This is a genomic window from Pseudoalteromonas sp. SMS1 (genome assembly GCF_021530565.1).
In the GTDB taxonomy this organism is placed as follows: domain Bacteria; phylum Pseudomonadota; class Gammaproteobacteria; order Enterobacterales; family Alteromonadaceae; genus Pseudoalteromonas.
This window is the reverse complement of the sequence record NZ_JAKGBI010000009.1, coordinates 181,635-195,177: the sequence shown is the minus strand read 5'-3', so window position 1 is coordinate 195,177 and position 13,543 is coordinate 181,635. Positions and strand designations below refer to the sequence as shown.

The following is a 13,543-nucleotide window of genomic DNA, read 5'->3' as shown; positions in this document are numbered from 1 at the left end:
ATGCAAGAGCAGCTTTAACAAGCGCAGGTGTGGTAAAAGGGATCAATGAAAGAGCATTAGATACATTTTTAGGGCAACAGTTTGAACAACCTCCAGGAAGCACTTATACCGGAATTGTTGCGCATGGCATACGTGCAAAAGATGGCACAGACGCGAGGTTTGTTCGTTTATGTATGACTGCACAAGATAGAGTATTGAGCCCGCAACAAAAATCTGATGGCAAAGTAGATATGCGCGATTTAGGTGCGATCATTACTGTCAAGCCAGGTAGTCCACTGATGAAACGAGTGCCACCCACCCCGGGTGAGCAAGGCTTTTCGGTTTTTGGAGACATACTCGAACCAAAACCTGGTAGAGACCTGACTTTACAAGTGTCAGAGGGGACCAAGATCAGCCCTGATGATCCTAACTTGTTGATTGCTTGCGCCAAAGGTGTGCCAGTCGCAGTGCCACGAGGCATGCGAGTAGACGATGTTTTATGTTATGACAATGTTGATGTCACCACTGGCCACATTGAATTTGATGGCAGTGTTGTTGTCAGTGGCGATGTTAAAGATGGTATGAAGATCAAGGCAACCGGCGATATTACCGTCATTGGCTTCGTTGAGTCGGCACACTTGGAAAGTGAAAGTGCTGTGACAGTGATGCTGGGTGCAATTGGGCGTAAACGCATTGAAGGAGAAGACTTCTCTTGTGTTATCAAAGCTAAACGAACGATTTCTGTTGGGTATGGGCAGTACTGTCACATCGAGTCAGAGCAAGATTTGTTTATTGAGCGGCAAGCGTTACATTGTGATTTAAAGTCCAAACGACTCATTCGCGTCGGCAAAGGTGATACACCTAGGGGGAAATTGATAGGTGGCAATGTGTATAATGCGATGCGCATTGAAGCGGGCGAAGTCGGCGCGCCATCTGGCACCCGCACTAGAATTGTACTGGCACAAGACTGGTATGATTTGAAGAAAAAGGAAAGCGAATTTAAAAATCTAGATAAGCTACTGTCAGATAAGCTATTGGCTATCAAGCGTGCGCAAATAAAAGCAAAAAAAGCCCAAGCCTCTGACAAGCGAGATGCTTATTTGAAAAAACTCGAAATGACAGAAAAACGATTGGATACGCATTACCAACGAAATGTGAGAAACAGCAAGCTGGTTGCTCAAAAGTTACGCCGTTTAGTCAAGTTGAGCCGTGTTAAGGTCAATGAGTTAATGCATCCAGGCATCGAGCTAACAATTGCAAAAGACAGTCGCTCTTTTTCGAGGATTTATCCGCCACACTTAGTGCGGTTAGACGAGGGGAAAATTACTCAAGAGTTCAGCAACTAGCCTGAAACACTCAAAAAAAGCAGCCTAGGCTGCTTTTTTAGTAAAGCAATTGAAGCTTATTCGGAGTCGTTTGTGTGTTCGTCGCTCTGTGGCAGCGGCCACCCACCCAACGCTTGCCATTTATTGACGATTAAACAAAATAACTCAGCTGTTCGCTCTGTATCATAAAGTGCCGAGTGCGCTTGTGCATTGTCGAATTCAATGCCGGCTGCTCTACATGCTTTTGCCAATACTGTTTGGCCCAGTGCGAGGCCTGCTAGCGAGGTTGTATCAAAACTTACAAAAGGATGGAAAGGTGTACGTTTAATATTATTGCGCTCAATCGCGGCATTTAAGAAGCCGTGATCAAAGGCGGCGTTATGAGCCACAATGACAGAGCGTTGACAGCCAGCATCTTTTTGCGCCTTCCTTACCGCTTTACAGATTTCTTTTATTGCTTCACTCTCGTCAACGGCACCGCGCAAAGGGGAAAATGGATCTATACCATTAAATTCAATAGCAGATTGTTCGATATTAGCGCCTTCAAATGGCTCTACATGAAAATGTAGTGTTTTGTCGATGCTGAGTTCACCCTCATTATTCATTTTTAGTAGGCTGACAGCGATTTCCAATAGGGCATCAGTGTCTTTATTAAAGCCTGCTGTTTCAACATCAATAACAACAGGGAAAAAGCCGCGAAAGCGCTTTGCGAATAGGGTTTGCTCTTGTTCTGCCATAGTCAACTTGGTTTTCTAAATCGAGGCGCCTATTATACTGATCGTGCGCCAAGATGCTAATTGGTATAAGCTAATAACTAACTATTTTTATTTTAGGCCATCTCTTTGACGCTCTAAGACGGTACGGTAATTGCTTAATAAGTGCAGTAGGTTAATTCAGGTTAGATTTAAATTGCCTAAAAAGTGGCCAAAAGGCTTGAGGTAAGAAAAGTGAATTGTAAATTCAACATATTAGCGGCAACAATCATCGTTTCGGTTGTTTGGCCCGCGCACAGCGCAATGCGGCAATACAGTGCCTCTGTTGATAGTTCCAAATGGATGGTTGATCGTTCAACCCGGCTATCATGTACGTTATCGCATAATGTTCCGTATTATGGCGAAGCAATTTTCAGTTCATCCGCCAGCAAGAACAAAGATTTGACCTTTAACCTCGATATGGTTGTGAGGCCTGAAAGCTATGACTTTGCAGGGCTTGAGTCAGTGCCACCTAGCTGGCGTGCAGGGATGCCTGCAAGAAGTATGGGTAAAATGTCGTTATTGAAAAAGTTTGACGGTGAATTGAGTAACCCGATTGCTTGGGAAATGTTGACTGAGCTGGAAAAGGGGAATCAGCCTACTTTCTACTATCAAGATTGGAGTAACAAACACGACCAAATTTCTGTTGCTTTGTCCTCAGTTAACTTTAAAAAGTCGTATTGGGAATTTTTGCAATGCAGAGATAACTTACTACCCTATAGTTTTGAAGATATTGCCTTTGTTGTGATGAATTATCGCAAAAACTCAAGTGAGTTAACACAGTCATCGCGCAAGCGACTGGATATGATAGGCGAGTATTTAAATAACGACCCTGATATAGATTCCATTTATATTTCGGCTTACTCAGATAGCTATGGCGCTAAAAATGTGAACCTAAACTTGTCTCAAAAGCGAGCAATGGCGATCAAAGAGTATATGGCAAGTAAAGGGGTGCCTGCGGATAAAATTATTGCTGACGGATTTGGTGAAAAACGTCATGTCGCAATTAACACAACACCAATTGGTCGAGAAGCGAACCGCCGCGTTATTATTCAAATTTCCAAGCCCTGATCTGGGCTTGGAATATAACTGAAAGGCTTAAATTTTATTCCGGATAAGATCTCGAATATAGAGTCGTGCTGGATGAAGTGCTTCGTGGACACGTTCACTAAAAGGCACTGGTTCATCTAACAGACTGGCTACTAGGTGCTCAGTCACCATTGGAGCCGTGCACAAACCTCTTGCACCAAATCCGGTAACAATGTGCAGCCCTTTATGCGGGTATTTTTGTTCAGAATAGTCGTAAAACTTTCCTTTGCCGATATTTTGATATGCTTGGATAATATCGTCTTTGTCTTGCACTTGACCCACCATGGGGGTGTGGTCATTGAAACAACATCTGACTGCCGCTTTTGCGCTTTTTACTTGCCCCAGACTTTTATCGAATTCAGTGCCATCATAATATTGTGATACCTGCTCACGATTGATTACGTTATCCTGCTCTGTGACAGCACGTGACTTTGAGTGTTTTTCAAAGGTGGCACCCATACAGTGTTCGCCATTTTCGCTTGGTGTGAAATAACCTTTGTGACAAATAACCGTTGACAGCTTTTCAGATGCTTCGCCGGCTTCAATATGTGACACTTGACCTCTGACCCCATGAATACCAATGTCGCTTGTTTGTTCGAAGCGATCACTATGTTCACCCGCGCAAACAAACACATCTGAAAATGGCCCATACGTCTTGTCTTTTGAAGTAAGATACCAGCCGTTTTGTGTGTGCTCAAGCTTCTCGATATAAGCATTGAATTGTGTGGTGTGCGGCGTTAAATCGTGTGCAGCATCATACACCGCCTGTGTTAACTCTGGTGGGCTTACCCAGCCGCCTTGTTCTATAAATAACCCGCCGTATGGTGTATCTATGTTCGCGATATTTTGTGCTTGTTTCTCCGTGACAGGCCGAATAAGTTGCTCAGGGTAAAGTGAGCTCGTTGCTATTTTTTGATGTTGTTGCTGTTTGGCCGCAGTGACACTTTGCAATAAAACGCCACACCATTGATGCGCAAATTGATACCCTTGGTTCGCTAATGTTTGATAAAACCTGAGCGCATACAAAAAACTATGCGCATAAAACTCAGAGGGGATACCAAATTCACTTTGTAAATTGGGATATACCGCGCCTTGGCGGTTATGAGATGCGCCTTGAGCAAGGGCGTTGTCTTCACAAAATAGCGTGGTCGCAACACCTCTTTTGGCTAAGTGGTAGATCAAACAACTGGATGCTATGCCACCGCCAATAACGGCAACATGTTCGAGCGCTGCTTTATTTTGTTGGAAATAAAGTGGTGTCGTGTGATTCGTTGTGGCGTGTTCTAGTCGGCCAACGACCATTTCTCTTTTTCTTCCGTAACCTTTTACTTTTTTGCACTCAAACCCGGCTTGTTGTAGCCCTCGTCGAACGAAGCCAGCAGCAGTGAATGTGGCGAAAGTTGCTTTGCTCTGACTTAAGTGCGCCATTGCATCAAATAAAGGTTGCTGCCACATATCTGGGTTTTTACTCGGTGCAAACCCATCCAAATACCAGGCATCAACAAGCCCTTTCTCTTTATACGAGATTTGAGGCAAGGATGCTTGTACGTCTCCAAACCATAAATCTAAGATCACTTTACCATTGTCAAATTCAAGACGGTGGCAGCCTTGAAGCGCCATTGGGTATTTGTCGCACAGTTGCTCGGAAAGCGACGTTAATGTGGGCCAAGCCTCAAGAGCCTGCCTTAAATCTGCTAATTTAATTGGGTATTTCTCGAAAGAGATGAAGTACAGCCTTTCTACCGAAGCGTGTTCAGTTTTTTGTTGAAAACGACGCCAGCTGTTTAAGAAATTTAACCCAGTACCAAATCCCGTTTCAGCAATAACAAAGTGTGGCCTAGGGTGGTTTTCAAAGCGCTCAGGTAAATTGTTTTGCTCAAAAAAGACGTAATCAGACTCTGCAAGTCCATCATCGTTGGAAAAATAAACGTCATCAAAATTGTCTGCTACGGGCGTGCCCGCGTCGTTAAAATGGATTTGTGCGTTACTTATCATAGAAATACGTTAAAATACCTTCAGTCATTAATTGCTATTTTACTGCTTTTATTTGCATTAGTCCGTTGCAATTTTGCAAATATCAGTTCAGAGTACGTGTGTACGCTGGAAAGCTGACCACTTGGTTTGCATTTTACGCGTAGAATACACCTAAATTTTTTAAGTTCTAAGGGAATTACCCATGAGAAGAGCCGTTATTACGGGGATCGGTGTCGTATCTAGCATCGGTAACAATAAGCAAGAAGTATTAGAATCTTTGAAAGCGGGTAAAAGTGGTATTGCTTTTAACCAAGAATTTGCTGACATGAATTTGCGCAGTAACGTGTCTGGTAAAATTGATATTGATGTTAAATCTTTGGTTGACCGTAAAGCACACCGTTTTATGGGTGATGCTGCAGCGTATTCTTACATTGCAATGGCGCAAGCTATTGAAGACTCAGGTTTAAATGAAGATCAAGTTTCGAATGAGCGTACTGGCCTTGTTGTTGGTTCTGGCGGTGGCTCTTCTAAATATCAAGTAGAAGCAGCAGACATCTTACGTGAGCGCGGTGTTAAGCGTGTTGGTCCTTATATGGTTCCTCGTACGATGGCAAGCACAACTTCTGCTTGCCTAGCAACGCCATTTAAGATCAAAGGCGTAAACTACTCAATTAGTTCAGCATGTGCGACATCAGCACACTGTGTTGGCCATGCAGTTGAACAAATTCAACTTGGTAAACAAGACGTCATTTTTGCTGGTGGTGGTGAGGAACTGCACTGGACATTGGCAATGGAATTTGACGCAATGGGTGCACTTTCAACTAAATATAATGAAGAACCAGAAAAAGCGTCGCGCACATATGATGCAAACCGCGATGGTTTTGTTATCTCTGGCGGTGGTGGCATCATGGTCATCGAAGAGCTAGAGCATGCGTTGGCTCGTGGTGCGCACATTTATGGTGAAATTGTAGGTTATGGTGCAACGTCAGACGGCTATGACATGGTAGCCCCATCAGGTGAAGGCGCGGTTCGCTGTATGAAGCAGGCCATGGCGACAGTTGAAGGTGAGATTGATTACTTAAATACACATGGTACGTCTACCCCAGTTGGTGATGTTAAAGAGCTAGGTGCGATTCAAGAATTATTCGGTGACAACTCTCCTGCGATCAGCGCGACTAAAGCGATGACTGGTCATGCACTTGGTGCTGCGGGTGTTCACGAAGCAATTTATTCTGTACTGATGCTTGAGCATAACTTTATCACGCCATCAATCAATATCGATGAATTAGATGAGCAGGCGCAAGGTCTTGATATCGTTACTGAGCGTCGTGATGTTGAGTTAAATACCGTGATGTCAAACAGCTTTGGTTTTGGTGGCACGAACGCAACATTGGTTGTACAAAAATACAAAGGCTAATCTTTGATTTGCCAATAAAAAGCCCTTAGGGGCTTTTTTTTTGCCCATTGACTAACCAATTCGAATAAAGCGCGTGAGACAATAGGCACGTCGCGGAGACTATTTGGGTTTGAGTTATGGAACATAAAAACGGATATGGCGAGACCAACCTACTTAAGGCGGGAAGGTAGATTTTTTTAATATCATGTGATTGAAGAAGTAAGGGATATAGCCGTAATGTACGTTACGGCCATAGAAAAGTTGGATTAAACTTTATGCTTCATCAAACGTTCTTTATCACGAGACCAATCTCTGTCTTTGATGTCAGCGCGTTTATCATGCATCTTTTTACCTTTCGCCAAGTGAAACTCAAGTTTAACCCAGCACTTTTTCCAGTACATGGCAGTGGCAACTAAAGAAAAGCCATCACGCTCAGTTGCGCCGATGAGGCGATCAATTTCGCGTTTATTTAGTAGCAATTTACGATAACGCAAAGGGTCGCAAATAACGTGTGTAGAGGCACTGTTTAGGGGCTGGATCTGGCTGCCTAATAAAAATGCTTCACCGTCTTTTAGATGAATATAAGTCTCTGAGATATTGACCTTGCCAGCTCGGATGCTTTTGACTTCCCAACCTTGTAGTTCCATACCTGCTTCGAACTTATCGTGTAAAAAATACTCATGACGCGCTTTTTTGTTTAACGCGATAGTATTGCTCGTTGATTTATTTGATTTTTTCTTTGCCATAATGGCTTAGTCTACCTACAAATCGAATTGGAAAATAGTGTTATTTAATTTTTATGGCATATTTTCACCTACAGAGACGCTGCAAACAAGATAAATCTTAAAAACCTTGGTAAAATCGTGCTGATAAAGTTTGGAGAACGTATGCCACAAGTAGAAAAAAGTGCATTGGTGATGTACAGCACACAAGAAATGTTTGATCTAGTTAATGATGTGAACGCCTACCCGGATTTCTTACCAAACTGTTCCGGCGCAAAAGTACTAAGTAGTTCAAATGAAGAAATGACCGCCAGCCTAGAAATCACGAAGGCAGGCCTCACTAAGTGGTTTACCACTAAAAATATATTTGAAGGAAACAAAGTCAAAATGCAGTTGGTAGACGGCCCATTTAAGTCGCTTCAAGGACATTGGGAGTTTGTTGAGCTGGATGAGCATGCTTGCAAAGTCAACTTGAAGCTGGAGTTTGAATTTGCCAGTAAACTCATCGAACTTGCATTTGGTAAAGTGTTTAATGAAGTTGCAAAAAACATGGTTTCTGCGTTTACACAACGTGCTAAGTCTGTCTACGGAGTCAGATAATGATAAAAGTTGACGTTGTATTTGCACTGCCTGATAAAGCGACTAGCTTGACAGTTGACGTTGCAGAAGGCACTTCTGCTGAACAAGTAGTGCTGCAATCAGGGATCATGGAGCGTTGCCCAGAAATTGACCCGACGAATTTGAGCTTAGGGATATGGAACCGAACAGTTAAATTACACCAAGTAGTAAAAGAAGGTGACAGGGTAGAGGTTTACCGACCGTTAATTGCAGATCCTAAGGAAGCAAGAAGACGCCGAGCAGACAGAGCAAAAGAAGAAGGGCGTGCGAACAAGATCACTGGCGGTAGAGCCTGATTAGCTATCTCAGTCAAAAAAAGCCACGCATGTACGTGGCTTTTTAGCATTTGTTTCATCTAGTAATCTCTAGTTATCATTGTTGTTTGGGTCAACTATCCCGTTCGTGAGCAGACTTTTCGTCGGCAAGATCTTCTTTTAGTTTTCTGATCTTAAGGCCTAACTCTTGTCCTCGATGGCGGGCATAGTAAGTACATCCAACAAACATACTCGTTGAGAAGAGCAATTCAAGGAGTATCCAAATGAGCTCGTCTGTGGCAATCCAAAGCAGCGTGAAACCATGAATAAAATAAATGAGTACAACGAAATTGGCCCAAGCAAACGTATACGGATTGTCTCTAATTATGCCTCTGAGTGGCAGGAGCAGCGGCAATATATAGACGACAAACATAAAACCGATGCTGTGTCCTTCTCTGGGTGAAATAACAAACAGCCAAAGTGGCATTAACGTTAATAGCCCGGCGTATCCAAAAAGGGCGAGTTTATAAAACAATTTCGTATTCGGTTGTTTTGGAATTTGGCTCATAATAACTTTTTAGAAACGTTGAAAAGACGAGTGGCTAATGCACGACAGATTTTAATCTCAGCCTCCGTGAGTTCGGGGCTGTTGTCCATTCCTGCAACATGGCTAGCGCCATAAGGTGTCCCACCGCTCTGAGTAGATAGTAATTCTGGCACATCGTAGGGGACGCCCATGAGCATCATACCGTGATGAAGCAACGGTAAAGAAAGGTTTAATAGTGTTGCCTCATTACCACCATGCATACTACTTGACGATGAGAAGACACAGGCTGGTTTATCAATTAATAGGCCTTTGAGCCAAATATCACTGGTTGTTTCCCAGAATGTTTTTGCCTGTGAAGCCATCATACCAAAGCGAGTGGGGGAGCCAAACGCGAGCCCGTCACACTCAACTAAATCTTGCTTAGTAACAACAACATCATGTGGTTGTTTTTGAACAAAAGTACGTAGTCTGACATCTGCCCCATGGGCGCTGAGTGTGTCGTAAATTTCATTGGCCATGGCGGATACAGAGCCATGGCTTGAGTGATAGAGTACTAAAATAGTCGGCATTGTAATTAAATTATCTCTAGCACGGATTCTGGTGGTCGGCCAAGTGCAGCCTTATCACCATTGACAACGATTGGACGCTCGATAAGCTTTGGGTTTTCTATCATAGCTTGTCTTAGTGTATGTTCGTCGCTGTCTTTTGTCAGGCCAAGCTCTTTATAAATCGTTTCTTTATTGCGAACTAGTTGATGTGCTGATTCAAACCCTAGTTTTTTGATAAGTGAGTCTAATGTCGCTGCATCAACAGGGGTTTTTAAGTACTCAATAACTTCTGGTTGAACAGCGTTTTCTTCTAATAGCGCAAGTGTTTGTCTTGATTTAGAACAACGTGGGTTATGATAAATAATTACAGACATTAAAAAGCCCTTAACAGAGAATTTGATTGTATTTTGAGGAGATTGTATCTTATCAAAACCATACTGCCTATCGTTTACGACAACTTGAATCAATTTATCGACGGGGCAGGCAGTATCGAGATTAAAGTTTAGCTAACTCTTTTTGCATATTACGATAATTAGCCAATAGTGCTTTCAATCTTAAACGTTTTATCTCGTCTTCTTTTTCAACAAAGTTGAGGGCTTTTTGAACTTCGTCAGCCGCTTTTAAAAACGCGCCATAATGAGAGAGCAGACTCGCATTTGCTTCATGATATGCTGCTTTGTTATCACTTAATTTATAAGTGTCAGTGAGGAGTTGTTTTGCCAAAACATGTTCTGGTTTGTCGAGTAAAAACACCTTTAAGAGTTGCTCTGCTTTATCAAACTGCTTCGCTTTTATAGCTGTGTTTGCCAGATTCAACGTAATTACTTGATTATTTGGTCTTAATTCATGTTTATCTTCAAGCAATTTAAGCGCCACATCAAACTTATTTTGGCCTATCTTGATGTCCGTATATACATCGAGGAAAAATAAGTTATTTGGTTTTGACGCTAACAGTTTTTTGATGATCTTCTCTGCTTGTTGATACTTTTCTTGATCCAGCATCGCTATCGCTAGGCCGTATTCTAATGCGCTATTATCAAGCGCTGAGCTTGTTCTTAACTCATTTTCAAAAAATGCTTGAGCGTCAGCATCTTTCATATGATATCGAGCTAACACTCGGCTTTTGGCATAATGAAAGTCTGCGCTGCTTGGTACATACTTCTTTGGGTATTGCTGAGCACGCAAACGTACATCAGATACCCTAGATTCTGGTAAGGGGTGCGTAAGCAAAAAAGCGGGCGGTTTATTTTGAAACCTAACTTGGGCTGCAAGCTTGGTTAAAAACTCACTCGCCGCATAAGGGTCATAGCCTGCTCGTTGTAACGTTTGCATACCAAAACGATCTGCTTCTTGCTCTGCTTTGCGGCTATGCGTTAACTGACTCAATGACGCTTGGGTACTATTTGCTGCAAGAATGGCCATCCCCGCGTCAGGCGCGATCACAGTTGCTAAAATACCTGTGATTAATCCGGCAATTGTAAGTGCACTATTATCTTTGGCTTGTTGGATACGTCTGGCCAAATGCCTTTGCGTAACGTGTGCAATCTCATGCCCCAATACAGAAGCAAGTTGACTCTCATTGTCTGATTGTGCAAGCAAGCCTGTATGGACGCCGACATGGCCCCCATAAAATGCGAAAGCATTAATGGCTTTGTTGTCTAACCAAAAGAATGAAAACGGAAATCTCACGTCATTGGCACTGGCAACTAGTTTATTACCTAGTGTTGTTAGATACTCATCCAACACGGGGTCTTGTATCAACGGCGAGCCAGAGCGAATTTGCATCATCATGACATCCCCGATGAGCTGCTCTTTCTCGATAGGTAAAACCTGAACAGCCGAAGTGCCTAAATCAGGTAGCTTAAAATCGGACTTTGCTTGATTTACAGCTGAAAAACTCAAAGAGAGGGCACAAAGCGTGGTTACAATTGCTTTCTTTAGTTGCATTCTAGTCCTTCTTTAGATCGTCGCCTAACATGATTTTCGCGAGGTTAATTTCATCCTCACATGCTCTAGCGTCTTTCTCACATAACATATAAAAATCTTTTATTGAGACCCCATCAACACACACAACGTTCAATTCTCTTTTTAAAAGAGAGATTGTTTGGTGCACGACTTTGTGTGCATGAAGGATAAGTGCTTTGTCTGCAATGTCTCCACGCTCGAAATAAAATCTAATAAATTTATGAAGTTGGCTAAATCTAATCAAGGTTTTCATCGCATGGGGATCCCATACATTGAACTCTAAAAATTTATTGTCTTTTAGATAGGTATCCACTTTAACATTGCGAGCAATGGGGTATGCCCAAAGTTCGAAGCCTCTGTCGGTAAAAACTTGATGTAAATGAATTTTGGGGGCATTCTCACAGTGAATGAAGCCGTTATCATCTTCATATCCATCTAATAAATGTAGATTCCAATTTCTTTTGTCTATCAGACGTTTGATTGCATTGTCAAAACCATGCTGAAAAATACCTTCACTCTCACTGACTGAAGAGGCTACAAGGTGATAGAAAGGAGGAAGCTCACCCCAATTGATTTGTTTTTTGTACCAATTGATCTCTTTTAATGTTGGGTTAGCCGGCAAACGTGCCTTGTTATTTGCTCGTGGCATGTGGTTTCCCGTAATGCTTGCTATATCTCTATAAGAATAAACCATTGGCTAGATACAAGCCATAGAAACAAGGTCTAATTATTAACTAAATATACAATTTATTACTTGCCACCAACTGGTTATATACTCTATAAAGCGGGTTATGAATCACTGAGTGTAATTATAATCACACCAATGAGTTATCAGGCGTGTTTGATTTTTTAAACAGAAAGAGTGTAGTTGTAATTTTTACGTTAATCGATGTGTAATTAGCACTAACGTGAATTACTTAATGAACGTAGGGGACGTCTTTTGCATAGTGAAAAAGCGATTGAGCAAAGTGTGTATGCAGTGGACCTGAGAGGGTATGTCTGCCCTCAACTATTTGTTCAGTTCAAATGGCAATTAAAAAACAAATGTGATCACGCGTGTGTAATTAGGTTTGGTTATGGTAAAGAGCAGGATATCGACGATATCCTAAATTATTTAACATGTCACAAAATACAGTTTTCGGTAATTAGCGCTGAGAATAATCAGTTTATAGAGGTACACAGCACCGATGTTTGAACTCATAAAGTCTTGGTATCAAGACAAATTTTCTGACCCTGATTCTGTAACATTGCTACTGTTATTGGTTTTCACGGGGACGATGTTGTACTTTTTTGGGTCGTTTGTTATTCCCGTGCTTGTGGCGCTCGTCATAGCGTACTTATTAGACTGGCCAGTAACTCGGCTTCAACGTGTGCTGCCAAGTCGGATTATGGCGACAAATATTGTGATGCTTGGATTTGTTGGTCTTGTGCTCGCTCTCATGTTGGTAATTGTACCTGTGCTTTGGTCTCAAACTAGTAACCTGGTTCAAGAAACCCCAAGTATGATAGAAACTGGAAAGGATTATCTCCTTCACTTGCCTGACAACTATCCGAATTTGATTTCTGTACAGCAAGTACAAAATATAGTTGCAGCTGTCGAAAGTAAGGTTGTGGCGCTCGGTGAGTTAATTGTTTCTGTATCTTTGACGTCTATCAAGGACGTCGTTGCATGGCTAATCTACCTTATCTTGGTCCCACTACTCGTATTTTTTATGCTTAAAGATAAAGAGCCACTCACCACTGGTATAAAACAGCTGATCCCAAAAGACCGCAAGCTAATTACGCAGGTATGGGAAGAAATGGACCACCAAATCATGAATTATATTCGTGGTAAAGTTATCGAGATTGTTATTGTCGGTGGTACAAGTTTTATTGCTTTCGCCGTGCTTGAACTCAGGTATGCGGCACTATTAGGTACGCTTGTTGGCCTGTCTGTTTTAATTCCTTTTATAGGTGCGGCCTTAGTGACAATACCCGTAGCAGCCGTTGCTTTATTCCAATTCGGTATTGCCCCCGAGTTTTGGACGATTTTAATTGTTTACGGCATCATTCAAGCGCTTGATGGCAACTTATTAGTGCCGCTGCTGTTCTCTGAAGCCGTGGATTTAAACCCTGTGTATATTATTGTTGCCGTCCTATTCTTCGGAGGGCTTTGGGGGTTCTGGGGCGTATTTTTTGCGATACCTTTAGCATCTTTAGTGAAGGCACTTGGTAATGCGTGGTCGACAAGCCACAAAACGCTCATAACTAAAAAAGTGTAAACGGTGGCCATTTAGATACAAAAAAGGAGCACGGGCTCCTTTTTTGTATCTAAATGGAATAGAATTTGAATTTGATAAATCAAAATCGTCTTAACGATGTTCTGGTTACCCTG

The 13,543-nt window shown here is 42.2% G+C and carries 15 protein-coding genes; 7 read left to right on the top strand and 8 right to left on the bottom strand.

From position 1 onward, the window contains the following. Positions 1-1,325, top strand: a 1,325-nt coding sequence (locus tag L1286_RS12440; RefSeq protein ID WP_235407372.1) for a DUF342 domain-containing protein, incomplete at its 5' end; no start/stop codon positions are given. 56 nt (positions 1,326-1,381) lie between these two features. Here the strand turns inward: L1286_RS12440 and rnt are convergent. Then, positions 1,382-2,041 (bottom strand): ribonuclease T, encoded by a 660-nt coding sequence (rnt, locus tag L1286_RS12435; RefSeq protein WP_235407371.1) that lies wholly within the window; start codon positions 2,039-2,041, stop codon positions 1,382-1,384. Positions 2,042-2,251: 210 nt separating this feature from the next. On the opposite strand from rnt, the gene L1286_RS12430 reads away from it, so the two are divergent. Then, positions 2,252-3,127: a flagellar protein MotY gene (locus L1286_RS12430; protein WP_235407370.1), complete on the top strand. Its 876-nt coding sequence runs from the start codon at positions 2,252-2,254 to the stop codon at positions 3,125-3,127. Positions 3,128-3,154: 27 nt separating this feature from the next. Here L1286_RS12430 and mnmC read toward each other — a convergent pair whose 3' ends face one another. Next, positions 3,155-5,140 carry a bifunctional tRNA (5-methylaminomethyl-2-thiouridine)(34)-methyltransferase MnmD/FAD-dependent 5-carboxymethylaminomethyl-2-thiouridine(34) oxidoreductase MnmC gene (gene mnmC / locus L1286_RS12425; RefSeq protein WP_235407369.1) on the bottom strand — a complete coding sequence of 662 codons (1,986 nt, stop codon included), beginning with the start codon at positions 5,138-5,140 and terminating at the stop codon, positions 3,155-3,157. 181 nt (positions 5,141-5,321) lie between these two features. Here mnmC and fabB point away from each other — a divergent pair, with 181 nt between their 5' ends. Beyond that, positions 5,322-6,536 (top strand): beta-ketoacyl-ACP synthase I, encoded by a 1,215-nt coding sequence (gene fabB / locus L1286_RS12420; protein ID WP_235407368.1) that lies wholly within the window; start codon positions 5,322-5,324, stop codon positions 6,534-6,536. Positions 6,537-6,781: 245 nt separating this feature from the next. Here the strand turns inward: fabB and smpB are convergent, their stop codons facing one another. Next, complete coding sequence (gene smpB / locus L1286_RS12415; RefSeq protein WP_023401520.1) at positions 6,782-7,261, bottom strand: SsrA-binding protein SmpB; 480 nt, start codon at positions 7,259-7,261, stop codon at positions 6,782-6,784. Positions 7,262-7,402: 141 nt separating this feature from the next. On the opposite strand from smpB, the gene L1286_RS12410 reads away from it, so the two are divergent. Together L1286_RS12410 and L1286_RS12405 are read left to right on the top strand one after the other, a co-directional pair. Further along, positions 7,403-7,837: an SRPBCC family protein gene (locus L1286_RS12410; protein ID WP_235407367.1), complete on the top strand. Its 435-nt coding sequence runs from the start codon at positions 7,403-7,405 to the stop codon at positions 7,835-7,837. Continuing rightward, positions 7,837-8,151, top strand: a complete 315-nt coding sequence (locus L1286_RS12405) for an RnfH family protein (protein ID WP_235407366.1) — start codon at positions 7,837-7,839, stop codon at positions 8,149-8,151. Before L1286_RS12410 ends, L1286_RS12405 begins: the two co-directional genes overlap by 1 nt. Positions 8,152-8,242: 91 nt before the next feature. On the opposite strand, the gene L1286_RS12400 is transcribed toward L1286_RS12405, so the two are convergent. The 5 genes from L1286_RS12400 to L1286_RS12380 form a co-directional block, all read right to left on the bottom strand. Beyond that, the gene (locus tag L1286_RS12400; RefSeq protein ID WP_235407365.1) at positions 8,243-8,677 is read right to left on the bottom strand and encodes a DUF2069 domain-containing protein; all 435 of its coding nucleotides are present in this window, start codon (positions 8,675-8,677) and stop codon (positions 8,243-8,245) included. After that, on the bottom strand, positions 8,674-9,225 hold the full coding sequence (gene wrbA, locus L1286_RS12395) for an NAD(P)H:quinone oxidoreductase (RefSeq protein ID WP_235407364.1): 552 nt from the start codon (positions 9,223-9,225) through the stop codon (positions 8,674-8,676). The genes L1286_RS12400 and wrbA overlap by 4 nt, the downstream gene beginning before the upstream one ends. 5 nt (positions 9,226-9,230) lie before the next feature. Beyond that, entirely contained in the window at positions 9,231-9,578 is a 348-nt protein-coding gene (gene arsC / locus L1286_RS12390; protein WP_235407363.1) for an arsenate reductase (glutaredoxin), read from the bottom strand. 121 nt (positions 9,579-9,699) lie between these two features. Next, a complete protein-coding gene (locus L1286_RS12385) occupies positions 9,700-11,151 on the bottom strand; it encodes a beta-barrel assembly-enhancing protease (protein WP_235407362.1) in 1,452 nt (483 codons plus the stop codon). A gap of 1 nt (position 11,152) precedes the next feature. Continuing rightward, the gene (locus L1286_RS12380; protein WP_235407361.1) at positions 11,153-11,818 is read right to left on the bottom strand and encodes a hypothetical protein; all 666 of its coding nucleotides are present in this window, start codon (positions 11,816-11,818) and stop codon (positions 11,153-11,155) included. 291 nt (positions 11,819-12,109) lie between these two features. Between L1286_RS12380 and L1286_RS12375 the strand changes: the two genes are divergently transcribed. Together L1286_RS12375 and L1286_RS12370 are read left to right on the top strand one after the other, a co-directional pair. After that, on the top strand, positions 12,110-12,364 hold the full coding sequence (locus tag L1286_RS12375) for a hypothetical protein (protein ID WP_235407360.1): 255 nt from the start codon (positions 12,110-12,112) through the stop codon (positions 12,362-12,364). Continuing rightward, complete coding sequence (locus L1286_RS12370) at positions 12,357-13,430, top strand: AI-2E family transporter (RefSeq protein WP_235407359.1); 1,074 nt, start codon at positions 12,357-12,359, stop codon at positions 13,428-13,430. The genes L1286_RS12375 and L1286_RS12370 overlap by 8 nt, the downstream gene beginning before the upstream one ends. Positions 13,431-13,543 lie beyond the last annotated feature (113 nt).

What these genes read in the sequence shown, in the direction of transcription:
- fabB (WP_235407368.1), top strand. Translation starts at nt 5,322, where the DNA reads ATGAGAAGAGCCGTTATTACGGGGATCGGTGTCGTATCTAGCATCGGT.
- wrbA (WP_235407364.1), bottom strand. Translation starts at nt 9,225, where the DNA reads ATGCCGACTATTTTAGTACTCTATCACTCAAGCCATGGCTCTGTATCC.
- L1286_RS12385 (WP_235407362.1), bottom strand. Translation starts at nt 11,151, where the DNA reads ATGCAACTAAAGAAAGCAATTGTAACCACGCTTTGTGCCCTCTCTTTG.
- L1286_RS12380 (WP_235407361.1), bottom strand. Translation starts at nt 11,818, where the DNA reads ATGCCACGAGCAAATAACAAGGCACGTTTGCCGGCTAACCCAACATTA.
- rnt (WP_235407371.1), bottom strand. Translation starts at nt 2,041, where the DNA reads ATGGCAGAACAAGAGCAAACCCTATTCGCAAAGCGCTTTCGCGGCTTT.
- arsC (WP_235407363.1), bottom strand. Translation starts at nt 9,578, where the DNA reads ATGTCTGTAATTATTTATCATAACCCACGTTGTTCTAAATCAAGACAA.
- L1286_RS12405 (WP_235407366.1), top strand. Translation starts at nt 7,837, where the DNA reads ATGATAAAAGTTGACGTTGTATTTGCACTGCCTGATAAAGCGACTAGC.
- L1286_RS12410 (WP_235407367.1), top strand. Translation starts at nt 7,403, where the DNA reads ATGCCACAAGTAGAAAAAAGTGCATTGGTGATGTACAGCACACAAGAA.
- smpB (WP_023401520.1), bottom strand. Translation starts at nt 7,261, where the DNA reads ATGGCAAAGAAAAAATCAAATAAATCAACGAGCAATACTATCGCGTTA.
- L1286_RS12400 (WP_235407365.1), bottom strand. Translation starts at nt 8,677, where the DNA reads ATGAGCCAAATTCCAAAACAACCGAATACGAAATTGTTTTATAAACTC.
- L1286_RS12370 (WP_235407359.1), top strand. Translation starts at nt 12,357, where the DNA reads ATGTTTGAACTCATAAAGTCTTGGTATCAAGACAAATTTTCTGACCCT.
- mnmC (WP_235407369.1), bottom strand. Translation starts at nt 5,140, where the DNA reads ATGATAAGTAACGCACAAATCCATTTTAACGACGCGGGCACGCCCGTA.